This window comes from Citrobacter sp. Ce129, from assembly GCF_030334545.1.
GTDB classification, from domain to species: domain Bacteria; phylum Pseudomonadota; class Gammaproteobacteria; order Enterobacterales; family Enterobacteriaceae; genus Citrobacter; species Citrobacter europaeus.
This window is the reverse complement of sequence record NZ_JAOWDS010000053.1, coordinates 108900-122499: the sequence shown is the minus strand read 5'-3', so window position 1 is coordinate 122499 and position 13600 is coordinate 108900. Positions and strand designations below refer to the sequence as shown.

Here is a 13600-nt window from a genome sequence, read left to right as displayed (position 1 = left end):
ATGTGGCTGATATAAATGCAAACAAACTTTTATATTAATAAATTTAAAATCGCACCTCTGACAACAGCACTCATCGCTGTCTTCACGTCATTCTGTACGGGGGCAGAGAATTATTTCAACCCGGCATTTTTTTCAGACGATCCGGACGCAGTAGCCGATCTCTCGCGTTTTACAAACAACGGCGCGCAAACGCCTGGTACCTATCGGGTAGATATCTATCTTAATGAAACGTTCACCGGCACCCGCGACGTCGAGTTTAGAGAATCCAGAGATCCACAAAACCATCAGCTGCAGCCTTGTCTGTCGGTCGACTACTTGCAAAAAATTGGCATTAATAATAAATCACCCGGCTTTGCGTCGATAAAAGATGAGTCGTGCGTTGACCTCAGTATCGCTATCCCCGATGCCGCAAGCGAATTTGAGTTTGAAAAACTCCGCCTCAATCTTTCTATTCCGCAAATTGCACTGAGTAATAATGCCAGAGGATACATCCCGCCGGAGCAATGGGACGAAGGGATTAACGCCCTGCTGGTCAACTACAATTTTTCAGGCTCAAACAGTCGCGACGGCAGCGGAGAAAGCAGCGGCGCCAACAGTAACTATTTTCTGGCGCTAAACAGCGGGGCCAACATTGGCCCGTGGCGCTTACGCGATAACTCAACGTGGAGTAAATCGACCACCAGCAGCAAGTGGCAACATATTAATACCTATCTTCAACGCACCGTGATTCCCTTAAAAAGCGAACTCACTCTTGGGGATGGTTACACCTCATCAGAGCTCTTCGACAGTCTGAACTTTCGTGGCGCACAACTCTCTTCCGATGAGAATATGTTACCCGACAGCCTGAAAGGCTTTGCGCCAACAATACGCGGGATCGCGCAAAGTAACGCCCAGGTTACCGTCAGGCAAAATAATTACATTATTTATCAAACTTACGTCGCGCCAGGGGCTTTTGAAATTACCGATCTCTACCCTACTTCATCGGGCGGTGATTTGGTCGTAGAAGTGAAAGAATCGGATGGCAGAATATCCAGCTACAGCGTACCGTATTCAGCGGTGCCGCTTTTACAGCGCGAAGGCAGGATCAAATATTCGGCGATTGTCGGACGCTCAAGAACAAACAGTTCGCAACAGGAAGAAACGGATTTCGGCCAGTTCTCTCTCAGTTGGGGATTGCCGCACGGTTGGACGTTATACGGCGGCGGTCAGCTGTCCTCCACTTACACCGCGTCGGCACTGGGTTTCGGCGTCAATATGGGCGATTTTGGCGCCGTCTCGCTGGATCTGACGCATGCGCAAAGCGAACTGGCTGATAACAGTCGCCATACCGGGCAATCGCTGCGTTTTCTCTACGCAAAATCACTCAACAACATCGGCACTAACTTCCAGCTGTTAGGCTATCGCTACTCCACCTCTGGGTTTTATACCTTTAGCGATACCACCTATAAAAAGATGGATGGATACACATCCGACCCTGATGACGAAGATGACGATCAGCCTGTATGGGTAAATTACTATAACCTCTATTATTCAAAGCGAGGAAAGGTACAGGTTAATATCTCTCAGCAGCTAAACGGCTATGGCTCCCTTTATTTGTCCGGTAGCAAACAGAGCTACTGGCATACCGATGAAACCAACTCATTATTCCAGATTGGCTACAATACCCAATGGCATAATATGAACATCGGCCTGAGTTATAATTATACCCAATCGCCAGGCCAGCCAAATGCCGATCAAATTGTTGCGCTGAATATTTCCCTGCCGCTTGGCTGGTGGTTGAGCCCCGGCGGCGTTTCACCAACCCAGCGCACGAACTCCATGTTCGCCACACTTAGCACCAGTACCGATAAAGACGGACATACCACGCAAAACGCGGGGGTCAGTGGGTCGCTGCTTGAGGCCAACAACCTGAACTATAACCTGCAGCAAGGGTATGGCAACCAGGGAACCGGCGCCAGTGGAATGGCCAGCCTGGATTACAAAGGCGCGTATGGCGGCGTTAACGTGGGATATAACTATAGCGATAACGGAAACTACCAACAGGTTAACTATGGGCTTTCAGGGGGCATTGTGGCGCATGCCGCAGGCATTACGCTCAGCCAGCCGTTGGGCAACACCAATATTCTGGTCGCTATTCCGGGCGCAGAAAATGTTCCGGTAGAAAACAACGAGGGCATAAAAACCGACTGGCGCGGCTATACGGTTATTCCGTATGCCAACGTCTATCGTCAGAACCGAATCGCCCTGGATATTAACGCTCTTGGCGATGATATGGATATCGATGATGCCGTCGTACAGGTTATTCCAACCCATGGCGCCTTAGTCAGAGCTGATTTTAAAGCGCGGATCGGACATCGGGTCTTGGTCACGCTGAAATACCACAATAAACCCGTTCCATTTGGCGCGACCGTGACCCACGACGACACTGAAAGCAGCAGTATCGTTGGCGATGACGGCGTCGTGTATCTTGCCGGGCTGCCGCCGCAAGGGGAGTTAAATGTGCAATGGGGAACCGGCAGCGATGCCCGGTGCCATGCAACCTATGCACTTGATGCTAACGCTATTCGCCCCGTTAATAAAATTACCGCTCGGTGTATATAATGAAAAAATATCCTCTTCATCTCTTTCTAAAAATAACAGCAACGTTATTATTTCTCGGCACCATCTCCGAATGCTACGCCGCATATCCAAATAATGCCTGCGGCCCGGCAAACAGTAGTACGACAACAAGTTACGTATTTAATGTCAACTCAACCATCACCAATCCAGAGGACAACAGAGCGGGTGCCTTGCCACCTGTCACTGAATCCAGCAGCGGTCAATTCTCACTATATTGCCAATGTGATCCAACGCTGTATCCCAATGGGGTAGTCACGCATCAATGGACAACCAGCCCGTTGGACATCTATACCACAGCAAATGGATTAACTTTTTACAATATCAATGAATACATTGCGGCCGCGATAGAGATAAAGGATGAAGGTAATGGTACTTACTACCCTGTTCCATGGAACAACCATTATATTCCCAAAGATGACGGGACATATCCCTGTAACACAGCAGGCGATGAATATCATACCGGGAACCATGTCCGGGTAACGTTTTATATGAAGCGCTCCTTTGTCGGCCAGGTCAATATTCCCTCAACCATTATGGCCCAGCTCTGGTATACCGTGACGGATACCTTTATTCCCGGTGAGGCAACAGCAAGCCTGTCAATAAATGGTACGGTGACCGTACCTGAAAGCTGCGAAATTAACGCCGGACAGATGCTTACCGTCGAGTTGGGTCAAACGTGGGCCGGCAGCTTTAAAACGCCGGGACAAAAGCCCAAGGGTTATACACCGAAAACCCTTTCCATCCCAGTGCAGTGTAATGATATGGCCTCAACGGCGAATCTGGAATGGCGTATGGTCGCCACCCCTTCGGCAGAATACCCGGATGCCATCCAGTCCAGCAACAGCGGGATTGGCGTGGTCGTGGCGGATATGCAGGGAACAACAATCCCACCGGAAACCGGCAAGATCCTGCTGACGCTGAATGATACCTACGCGACGACCATTAACGTGCAGGCCTGGCCGGTGAAAACCATTGAGGGCACCCCTGAAGCGGGCAGCTATAACGCGGTGGCCACCATGCGTATTGATTTTCAGTAACCCGCTACGGATAAGCAGAAATGAAAAAATGGATGATCTTTCTGGTCGCAGGTTTGGCCAGTACCGCGCAGGCGGAAAACGAAGTGCCAAACTTAACGTTTAACGGCTCGATTATTGCCGAAGGCTGCGATGTAGCGGTAGCCAGCGAAAATCAGACGGTACATATCGGCGACTTCTCAGTTGCCGTATTTTCCGGTACAGGCAGCGTAAGTTCAGCGAAGAATTTTGAGATTAATCTGGAAAACTGCGTTGGTAAAGGCAGTATTACTTTTTCAGGTGAGTCCAATACGGATAACGGCGCGCTCCTCGCACTCACCAACGCAACTGGTGAAGGCGACACGGCTTCAGGTGTGGCAATTGAAATATTGGATCTAAATTCAGGTGCACCGCAACCCCTGCCTCTTGGGCAAGCCAGCAGTTTATATACATTGAAGTCCGGTGATAACACTCTCCGCTATCAGTTGCGCTATAAGGCCACTCAGAATGTGGTAACGCCGGGTAGTGCCAATGCGGTGATGTATTTCGATATGCTCTATCAGTGAGGCAGAGGAATGACAAAATATCTTTTTATCCTGTTTTCTGCTTTAGCGCTGGGCCACATTTCAATTGCTTTCGCCGACGATCACAGCGGAACCATCAATATCACGGGTTCGATTAACGCCCATACCTGTGAAGTCGCTGCCGCATCGAAAGATTTTACCGTTGCCCTTGGGCAGTTTCATCCGCAAGATTTTCTTCAGACGGGTGCCGTAACCTCCATGCAGGGATTTATCATCACCCTGGAAAAATGTGCATATGAAGTCACGACGGCGACGGTCACATTCAATGGTGAATCCGACACCGACCGTCCGGAGCTGCTAAAAGTGGATGCTTCAGCCGAAAGCGCTACCGGGCTTGCTGTGGCAATTTTAGACAGCAACAGAGCGATTATCCCATTAAAAACCGAGAGCCCCGCTTATACGTTAAGTTCTAATTCGGTACAAATCTTCGATCTGCAATTTTATGCCCAGTATATCTCCACCCGCACGATTGTAACGCCGGGCGATGCCGGTGCCACCGCCACCTTCCAACTGCACTATGAATAATTATTACGCCGTTATTACTTTGCTACTGTTCGGGAGTAGCTGCGGTGGCCATGCTGGCGTCGTTGCTGGTGGCACACGGTTTATTTTTGATGCCGATGCCGGCAGTCTGTCCATCACCTTAAAAAATACCGACAGCGCAACCTGGCTGGTCAAAAGCACCATTAATAACACGCTACAATGGCCCGGGGCCGAACCGATCCACGGGATGACGCCTTTTACTGTAACGCCGCCCCTTTTTGCGCTTGCGGGAGAAAAAGAAAATAAAATTCGGATAGTTAAAACCGCAGAGGATTTACCCGTCGACCGTGAAAGCCTGTATGAATTGCTGATCACCGCCATTCCTTCTGGAAAAATGGAAAAGAACTCGGTACAGGTCGCCCTGCGCTCGCGTTATAAACTCATTTATCGTCCTCCTGGGCTATCTGGGATCCCAGAGCAAGCATACCAGCAGATTCACTGGCAATGGCGACAGGACGGGTCGTTGGAGATCGGCAATCCAACCCCTTACTATGTGACGCTGACATCGGTGCGTGTGAATGGGCATATTGAAGAGAATGCCGGGGTTATCGCCCCATTTAGTCAGCGTTCTGTTTCCTGGTGCCAAAATACAACCCTATGCAAAGTACAGTGGCGAACGCTGGATGATGTGGGTAAAGAACTCACCGCAATGAATATCACATTGACACAAGCGCCATGATTAATCCCCAATGATAAACAGCTCACTTTGTTAACAACATTCGCTAATCTTTAATGCAGTATTAAAAGATTAACCGGTAACAAAGTGAGCCGTTATGACTGACAAAACTATTCCGTTCTCGGTGCTGGATCTGGCGCCGATCCCTGAAGGATCTTCGGCAAAAGAGGCCTTCACGCACTCGCTTGATCTCGCTCAACTGGCCGAAAAACGCGGTTACCAACGTTATTGGCTGGCAGAGCATCACAACATGACCGGCATCGCCAGCGCCGCTACCTCAGTGCTGATTGGCTATCTGGCTGCTAATACCACCACGCTGCATCTCGGGTCTGGCGGCGTTATGCTGCCCAACCATTCGCCGCTGGTTATCGCCGAGCAGTTTGGCACCCTGAACACGCTGTATCCGGGACGCATCGATCTCGGGCTTGGCCGTGCGCCAGGGAGCGATCAGCCGACGATGCGCGCACTGCGCCGCCATATGAGTGGTGATATTGATAACTTCCCACGCGACGTAGCTGAACTGGTGGACTGGTTCGACGCCCGCGATCCGAATCCCCATGTACGCCCGGTTCCAGGCTATGGCGAGCAGATCCCGGTCTGGTTATTAGGTTCCAGCCTGTACAGCGCACAGCTGGCGGCTCAGCTGGGTTTGCCGTTTGCCTTCGCCTCGCACTTTGCTCCGGATATGCTGCACCAGGCACTGCATCTGTATCGCAGCCAGTTCAAACCCTCAGCGCGGCTGGCAAAGCCGTATGCGATGGTGTGCATCAACATCATAGCCGCCGACAGCAATCGCGACGCCGAGTTTCTTTTCACCTCCATGCAGCAGGCGTTTGTGAAACTGCGTCGTGGCGAAACCGGCCAGCTACCGCCGCCGGTAGAGAATATGCATCAGCTGTGGTCCGCTTCTGATCAGTACGGCGTACAACAGGCGCTGAGTATGTCGCTGGTTGGTGATAAGGCAAAAGTGCGGCATGGTCTCGAAGCGATTTTGCGTGAAACCCAGGCTGATGAGATTATGGTTAACGGCCAGATTTTTGATCATCAGGCACGTCTACATTCGTTTGATTTGGCGATGGACGTGAAAGAAGAGTTGCTGGGGTAGCGCGGTTTGTGCCGGATGGCGGCTGCGCCTTATCCGGCCGACTCAATCTCTGTAGGCCCGGTAAGCGTAGCGCCACCGGGCAATTGTTCTACTGGTACACCGGCAGCAGGTTAACGCTCGACAGAATATGGATAACCGCGTTACCGATACCGAACACCAGGATCAGCGCAATCATCGGCTTGCCGCCCCAGACGCGGAATTTCGGGCTACCGAAACGCTCGCGTGATTTACGTGCCAGCAGCGCCGGAACAATAGCGGCCCAGATGGTTGCCGCGAGTCCTGCATAGCCAATGGCGTACAGGAAACCGTTCGGCCACAGCAGGCCACCGATAATTGGCGGGACAAACGTCAGCAATGCCGTTTTAAAACGTCCCATTGCCGAGTCATCAAAGCCAAACAGATCCGCCAGATAGTCAAACAGACCGAGCGTAACGCCGAGGAATGAACTCGCCACCGCAAAGTTGGAGAACACCACCAGCAGCAGATCCAGACTGCGGCTGTTCAGCACACCGCTCAGCGCCTGTACCAGCACATCAATGTTACCGCCTTGCTGTGCAATACCAATAAATTCCGGACGCGGAATATTACCCATCGTCCCCAGCAACCATACGGTATACAGCACCAGCGCCAGCAGCGTGCCGTACACCAGACACTTAACGATGGTCTTCGGATCTTTGCCGTAGTACTTCATCAGGCTCGGGACGTTGCCGTGATAGCCGAATGAGGCCAGACAGAACGGCAGCGTCATCAGCAAGTACGGCGTATACGAAGCGTTGCTCTGCGCCACATTAAACAATGTTGCGGGCTGCACGTGCCCCAGCAGACTGCCGAAGGTCAGGAAAAAGGTAATCACCTTCGCGCCCAGCACAATTGCCGTCATGCGGCTAACCGCTTTGGTACTTAACCACACCACAAACGCCACCAGCAGCGCGAAGCCAAGACCTGCCGCACGCGCCGGAACGTTCAACGACAGCTCCGAGAAGGTGTGGTGCAGAATCGATCCGCTCGCCGAGATATACGCGTAGGTCAGGATATAGAGAACGAAGGCGATCGAGATGCCGTTCACAACGTTCCAGCCTTTGCCCAGCAGATCTTTCGTGATGGTGTCGAAGCTCGAACCAATGCGGTAATTGAGGTTAGCTTCGAGGATCATCAGCCCGGAGTGCAGCATGCAGAACCAGGTGAAGATCAGTGCCGCCATTGACCAGAAGAACCACGCCCCGGACATGACCACAGGCAGAGAAAACATCCCCGCGCCAATAATGGTGCCGCCGATGATCACCACGCCGCCGAGCAGCGAAGGTGACGTTTGGGTGGTGGTTAGTGTTGCCATTTAGCCATCTCTCCAGTGTATTTCCCCGTCATATTTCAAGCTGTAGATGCGTTGGCTGCACTCCGCCATCCCAGTCACTTACTTAAGTAAGCTCCCGGAATGTCCTCGTTTGCCGCCTTCCTACAACTCGAATTATTTAGGGTAACAATTAGCTAATACAGTTTAATGTGCTGCACTGTACCAGTACACGAGTACAAATGAAATAAAAAAAGCCCCAATCATTTCGATCGGGGCTGTATATATTAATTTACGCTGTTAAACCGTGAGGTTTATGCGTCACCGCCGAAACGACGACGACCAGCAGAGTCATCACGACGCGGAGCAGAAGAATCGTCACGACGCGGGCCACGGTTGCCTTCACGACGTTCGCCGCTGAAACGACGACCATCGCCACGACCGCCTTCACGACGTTCGCCGCTAAAGTTACGACCTTCACCGCGACCGCCTTCACGACGCTCACCGCTGAAACGGCCACCGCCACGACGCTCGCCACCGGTGTGCGGAACTGCATCGCCAACCAGCTGCATATTCATCGGCTTGTTCAGGATGCGAGTACGGGTAAAGTGCTGCAGCACGTCGCCCGGCATACCTTTCGGCAGTTCGATGGTGGAGTGGGAAGCAAACAGCTTGATGTTACCGATGTAACGGCTGCTGATATCGCCTTCGTTAGCAATCGCACCAACGATATGACGAACTTCAACACCGTCATCACGACCCACTTCAATGCGGTACAGCTGCATATCGCCAACGTCACGACGTTCACGACGCGGACGGTCTTCACCACCACGGTCATTACGGTCACGCGGGCCACGATCGTTGCGGTCACGCGGGCCACGGTCATCACGGTCGCGGAATTCGCGTTTCGGACGCATCGGCGCATCTGGCGGCAGGATCAGCGGACGTTCGCCCTGAGCCATCTTCAGCAGTGCTGCTGCCAGGGTTTCGATATCCAGCTCTTCTTCCGGCTGCATTTTCGCCAGCAGAGCACGGTACTGATCCAGATCGCTGCTTTCCAGCTGCTGCTGTACTTTAGCAGCGAATTTTTCCAGACGGCGTTTGCCCAGCAGGTCTGCGTTCGGCAGTTCTACTTCCGGAATAGTCAGCTTCATGGTGCGTTCGATGTTACGCAGCAGACGACGCTCGCGGTTCTCAACGAACAGCAGCGCACGACCCGCACGACCCGCACGACCGGTACGGCCGATACGGTGAACGTAAGACTCGGAATCCATCGGGATGTCGTAGTTAACAACCAGGCTGATACGCTCAACGTCCAGGCCACGGGCCGCAACGTCGGTTGCAATCAGAATATCCAGACGGCCATCTTTCAGACGCTCCAGAGTCTGCTCACGCAGAGACTGGTTCATGTCGCCGTTCAGTGCAGCGCTGCTATAACCGCTACGCTCCAGCGCTTCTGCCACTTCCAGGGTCGCATTTTTGGTACGAACGAAGATAATCGCCGCATCAAAATCTTCTGCTTCCAGGAAACGCACCAGCGCTTCATTTTTACGCATGCCCCATACAGTCCAGTAGCTCTGGCTGATGTCAGGACGGGTAGTAACGCTGGACTGGATGCGTACTTCCTGCGGCTCTTTCATAAAGCGGCGGGTAATACGACGAATCGCTTCCGGCATAGTCGCGGAGAACAGAGCGGTCTGATGACCTTCCGGGATCTGCGCCATGATGGTTTCAACGTCTTCGATGAAGCCCATACGCAGCATTTCGTCAGCTTCGTCCAGCACCAGACCGCTCAGTTTGGAGAGGTCCAGAGTACCGCGCTTCAGGTGATCCAGCAGACGACCCGGCGTACCGACGACGATCTGTGGCCCCTGACGCAGGGCACGTAATTGCACGTCATAACGCTGGCCGCCGTACAGGGCAACCACGTTCACGCCGCGCATGTGTTTAGAGAAATCCGTCATGGCTTCTGCAACCTGAACCGCCAGTTCGCGGGTCGGTGCCAGCACCAGAATCTGAGGTGCCTTCAGCTCAGGATCAAGATTGTTGAGCAGCGGTAAAGAGAACGCTGCAGTTTTGCCGCTACCCGTCTGGGCCATACCCAGAACATCGCGGCCGCCCAGCAGATGCGGAATGCACTCTGCCTGGATTGGAGATGGTTTTTCGTAACCCAGATCGTTAAGGGCTTCAAGGATAGGAGCCTTCAGGCCCAGATCTGCAAAAGTGGTTTCGAATTCAGCCATGTAGTACGTGTGCCTCAAAATTAATGGCGGCCAGTCTACATAACTCATCATGAAATTGATCTGCAATTTTCATTGAAAAGTGTGAACCGGCTCAAAGTAGGTGTATTAACGAACAACAACGCCCTCACCCGTGAAGGTGATGGCAATCAAAAAAGATTACGGGCTGATGTGTACGTCAGCTATTGCTGGTCCGATTCTGCCAGGTCATCTTGGTCCTGGCCCAGGAGCGATAATTCCAACAATGCGTATCGGTGCTCAACAAAGTTATGAACGTTGTTAGCCACCGCCAGTTTGAACAATGCCGTAGCGTTGTCCAAATCCCCCAGACTTAGGTAGTACTTACCTAAATAGAAGTTGGTTTCACTGAGATGCTCAGCGAGCGAGGTGTTATCCGTTGCGTCCGCCTTCAGGCGTTCCATCAGCGTTGCTTCGCTAATGTTGCCCAGGTAGAACTCGACAATGTTCCATCCCCATTGCTCTTTATCCGATTTCTCAAAGCGTTGCTTCAACGCTTCTTTAGCCTGCTTCTCATCGAGCTTCTGCTCGGCAAGATAAAGCCACAGACTACGGAAAGGATCATTGGGATCGTCTTGATAAAACGCTAGCAGATCATCTTGCGCTAACTTGTCGCGACCGCCGTAATACAATGCGATACCGCGATTTAAGTGCGCGTAGTTGTAAGTTGGATCAAGCTCAAGTACAGAATCAAACGCTTCATAGGCAGCATCAAAATTGCCTGCCTGCGTTAAATATATACCTAAGTAATTGAATACTTCAGGCATATCTGGTCGGATTGCCAGCGCTTGTGAAAAATCATTTCGCGCCAGTGCCCTCAGACCGAGACTATCATACAACACTCCGCGCTCATATAAAAGCTGTGCGCGTTCATCATCGGTTAAAGCCCGACTGGCAAGAATTTGTTCCATACGTGCCAGAATCACTTCCTGCTGCAAAGTCGGTTGCAATGGTACTGCGAGGACTTCACTCTTACGCCAGGCGGAATTACTGCATCCAGCCAGCGTGAGTGCTGTCGCAACGAAACACCAGCGCAAAAAAGGCTTCATTTCCCACTCCCGAAGACAACGATTGAATGAACGTCCAGGTTCCCCGGTTGCTAACAAGGCATCCTGCCGGGTTAAAAGCCCTCCGCTTTCACGGAGGGCAATGGCAACCTTACTCGCCCTGGCTTGCCGGAGCTTCCGGTTCGCCTGCAGGCTGAGACTGCTCAGTTGCTTCTTTAATGCTCAGACGTACACGGCCCTGGCGATCAACTTCCAGAACTTTGACCGGTACTTCCTGACCCATCTGCAGGTAGTCAGTCACTTTCTCTACGCGCTTGTCAGCGATCTGAGAGATGTGTACCAGACCTTCTTTACCGCCACCGATGGCAACGAATGCGCCAAAGTCAACGATACGGGTCACTTTACCATTGTAGATACGGCCTACTTCGATCTCTGCGGTGATTTCTTCGATACGACGGATAGCATATTTCGCTTTCTCGCCGTCGGTCGCAGCAATCTTCACAGTACCATCATCTTCGATTTCAATGGTGGTGCCGGTTTCTTCGGTCAGAGCACGGATAACAGAACCGCCTTTACCGATAACGTCTTTGATCTTGTCCGGGCTGATCTTGATAGTGTGGATACGTGGCGCGAATTCAGAGATATCGCCACGCGGCGCGTTAATCGCCTGTTCCATCACACCCAGGATGTGCAGACGCGCACCTTTAGCCTGGTTCAGAGCAACCTGCATGATCTCTTTGGTGATACCTTCAATTTTGATATCCATCTGCAGTGCAGAGATACCGTCGCGGGAACCCGCCACTTTGAAGTCCATATCGCCCAGGTGGTCTTCGTCACCCAGGATGTCAGACAGAACAACATAGTTGTCGCCTTCTTTCACCAGACCCATCGCGATGCCCGCAACGGCCGCTTTGATCGGCACGCCTGCGTCCATCAGCGCCAGGGAAGCGCCGCATACGGAAGCCATGGAAGAAGAACCGTTAGATTCGGTGATTTCAGAAACCACACGCACGGTGTACGGGAATTTATCCAGTTCCGGCATCACTGCCAGCACGCCACGCTTCGCCAGACGACCGTGACCAATCTCACGACGCTTCGGAGAACCGACCATACCGGTTTCGCCTACGCAGTACGGAGGGAAGTTGTAGTGGAACAGGAAGTTGTCAGTACGCTCGCCCATCAGTTCGTCGAGGTTCTGTGCATCACGCGTGGTGCCCAGGGTCGCAGTAACCAGCGCCTGAGTTTCGCCACGGGTGAACAGCGCGGAACCGTGGGTACGCGGCAGAACGCCAGTACGCACGTCCAGGCCACGGATCATGTCTTTTTCACGGCCATCGATGCGCGGCTCGCCTGCCAGTACGCGGCTACGAACAACATTTTTCTCGATAGCGTGCAGGATTTCACCCAGTTCGTTAGCGTCCAGGGTTTCGTCTTCAGCCACCAGAGTCGCGATGGTTTCAGATTTGATCACGTCAACCTGAGCATAACGCTCTTGTTTGTCGGTGATACGGTAAGCATCGCTCAGGCGAGCTTCTGCCAGTGCGGCAACGCGAGCATTCAGCGCTTCGTTGACGGCTTCTGGCTGCCAGTCCCAACGCGGTTTGCCGGCTTCTTTCGCCAGCTCGTTGATAGCCTGAATAACAACCTGCTGCTGTTCGTGACCGAATACTACAGCGCCCAGCATCTGGTCTTCGCTCAGCAGTTCAGCTTCGGATTCAACCATCAGTACGGCAGCTTCAGTACCCGCAACAACCAGGTCCAGCTTGCTTTCTTTCAGTTCGTCCTGAGTCGGGTTCAGTACGTACTGGTCATTGATGTAACCAACACGTGCAGCACCGATCGGGCCGTTGAATGGGATACCAGACAGAGTCAGCGCAGCAGATGCGCCAATCATTGCTACGATGTCCGGGTTAACCTGCGGGTTAACGGAAACAACGGTCGCGATAACCTGAACTTCGTTAACGAAACCTTCAGGGAACAGCGGGCGAACCGGGCGGTCAATCAGACGCGCGATCAGGGTTTCGCCTTCGCTCGGACGGCCTTCACGACGGAAGAAGCTACCCGGGATACGGCCAGCAGCGTAGGTACGCTCCTGATAGTTAACGGTCAGCGGGAAAAAGTCCTGGCCTGGTTTCGCTTTTTTCTGGCCAACAACGGTAACGAATACCGCGGTGTCATCCATGCTAACCATAACAGCGGCAGTCGCCTGACGCGCCATCATGCCGGTTTCCAGCGTAACGGTATGCTGACCGTACTGGAATTTACGAACGATCGGATTAAGCAAAATAATATCCTTTCTCTATTTTTTTGACGGCACATTTTGCGCCATCGTTAATACCCGATCTTCTGCGCATCCTCGCGACTAATGACAACCCTAACCCATAAGCATGAGTAAAGCCTCTCATTAGCCGCGCGAACCTCTGCAACGGAAGATCATTCATAGCAACAATACATTAGTTTCCAGCGAATTGCTGCCATCTGCTGGAAAAAAGGGGCCATGAAGGCCC

The 13600-nt window shown here is 52.4% G+C and carries 11 protein-coding genes; 6 read left to right on the top strand and 5 right to left on the bottom strand.

Annotated features, from left to right (window positions below; translation table 11 throughout):
- Positions 1-15 precede the first annotated feature (15 nt).
- From OGV77_RS05605 to OGV77_RS05580, 6 genes are all read left to right on the top strand, one after another.
- Positions 16-2601, top strand: coding sequence for a fimbrial biogenesis usher protein (locus OGV77_RS05605; RefSeq protein WP_087051130.1), 2586 nt, complete (start codon positions 16-18; stop codon positions 2599-2601).
- A 506-nt stretch (positions 2602-3107) separates the two neighbouring features.
- Positions 3108-3656, top strand: coding sequence for a fimbrial protein (locus tag OGV77_RS05600; RefSeq protein ID WP_170928024.1), 549 nt, complete (start codon positions 3108-3110; stop codon positions 3654-3656).
- Between the two features lie 20 nt (positions 3657-3676).
- Positions 3677-4198: a fimbrial protein gene (locus OGV77_RS05595; protein ID WP_051642752.1), complete on the top strand. Its 522-nt coding sequence runs from the start codon at positions 3677-3679 to the stop codon at positions 4196-4198.
- Between the two features lie 9 nt (positions 4199-4207).
- Positions 4208-4741, top strand: a complete 534-nt coding sequence (locus OGV77_RS05590; RefSeq protein ID WP_075145582.1) for a fimbrial protein — start codon at positions 4208-4210, stop codon at positions 4739-4741.
- Complete coding sequence (locus tag OGV77_RS05585; RefSeq protein WP_286502626.1) at positions 4707-5438, top strand: fimbria/pilus periplasmic chaperone; 732 nt, start codon at positions 4707-4709, stop codon at positions 5436-5438. The genes OGV77_RS05590 and OGV77_RS05585 overlap by 35 nt, the downstream gene beginning before the upstream one ends.
- Before the next feature lie 94 nt (positions 5439-5532).
- Positions 5533-6540: a luciferase-like monooxygenase gene (locus OGV77_RS05580; protein ID WP_087051128.1), complete on the top strand. Its 1008-nt coding sequence runs from the start codon at positions 5533-5535 to the stop codon at positions 6538-6540.
- An 88-nt stretch (positions 6541-6628) separates the two neighbouring features.
- Here the strand turns inward: OGV77_RS05580 and mtr are convergent, their stop codons facing one another.
- The 5 genes from mtr to pnp all read right to left on the bottom strand — a co-directional run bounded on the left by mtr (position 6629) and on the right by pnp (position 13377).
- On the bottom strand, positions 6629-7873 hold the full coding sequence (gene mtr / locus OGV77_RS05575; protein ID WP_043017782.1) for a tryptophan permease: 1245 nt from the start codon (positions 7871-7873) through the stop codon (positions 6629-6631).
- Positions 7874-8142: 269 nt separating this feature from the next.
- Positions 8143-10071, bottom strand: coding sequence for a DEAD/DEAH family ATP-dependent RNA helicase (locus OGV77_RS05570; protein ID WP_003828643.1), 1929 nt, complete (start codon positions 10069-10071; stop codon positions 8143-8145).
- Positions 10064-10144: a protein YrbN gene (gene yrbN / locus OGV77_RS05565; protein WP_010723222.1), complete on the bottom strand. Its 81-nt coding sequence runs from the start codon at positions 10142-10144 to the stop codon at positions 10064-10066. Before yrbN ends, OGV77_RS05570 begins: the two co-directional genes overlap by 8 nt.
- Before the next feature lie 106 nt (positions 10145-10250).
- Positions 10251-11135 carry a lipoprotein NlpI gene (gene nlpI, locus OGV77_RS05560; RefSeq protein WP_003024982.1) on the bottom strand — a complete coding sequence of 295 codons (885 nt, stop codon included), beginning with the start codon at positions 11133-11135 and terminating at the stop codon, positions 10251-10253.
- A gap of 109 nt (positions 11136-11244) precedes the next feature.
- Positions 11245-13377, bottom strand: a complete 2133-nt coding sequence (pnp, locus tag OGV77_RS05555) for a polyribonucleotide nucleotidyltransferase (protein WP_047408353.1) — start codon at positions 13375-13377, stop codon at positions 11245-11247.
- Positions 13378-13600 lie beyond the last annotated feature (223 nt).

What these genes read in the sequence shown, in the direction of transcription:
- OGV77_RS05590 (WP_075145582.1), top strand. Translation starts at nt 4,208, where the DNA reads ATGACAAAATATCTTTTTATCCTGTTTTCTGCTTTAGCGCTGGGCCAC.
- OGV77_RS05605 (WP_087051130.1), top strand. Translation starts at nt 16, where the DNA reads ATGCAAACAAACTTTTATATTAATAAATTTAAAATCGCACCTCTGACA.
- OGV77_RS05580 (WP_087051128.1), top strand. Translation starts at nt 5,533, where the DNA reads ATGACTGACAAAACTATTCCGTTCTCGGTGCTGGATCTGGCGCCGATC.
- OGV77_RS05600 (WP_170928024.1), top strand. Translation starts at nt 3,108, where the DNA reads ATGAAGCGCTCCTTTGTCGGCCAGGTCAATATTCCCTCAACCATTATG.
- mtr (WP_043017782.1), bottom strand. Translation starts at nt 7,873, where the DNA reads ATGGCAACACTAACCACCACCCAAACGTCACCTTCGCTGCTCGGCGGC.
- yrbN (WP_010723222.1), bottom strand. Translation starts at nt 10,144, where the DNA reads ATGAAAATTGCAGATCAATTTCATGATGAGTTATGTAGACTGGCCGCC.
- OGV77_RS05595 (WP_051642752.1), top strand. Translation starts at nt 3,677, where the DNA reads ATGAAAAAATGGATGATCTTTCTGGTCGCAGGTTTGGCCAGTACCGCG.
- nlpI (WP_003024982.1), bottom strand. Translation starts at nt 11,135, where the DNA reads ATGAAGCCTTTTTTGCGCTGGTGTTTCGTTGCGACAGCACTCACGCTG.
- OGV77_RS05570 (WP_003828643.1), bottom strand. Translation starts at nt 10,071, where the DNA reads ATGGCTGAATTCGAAACCACTTTTGCAGATCTGGGCCTGAAGGCTCCT.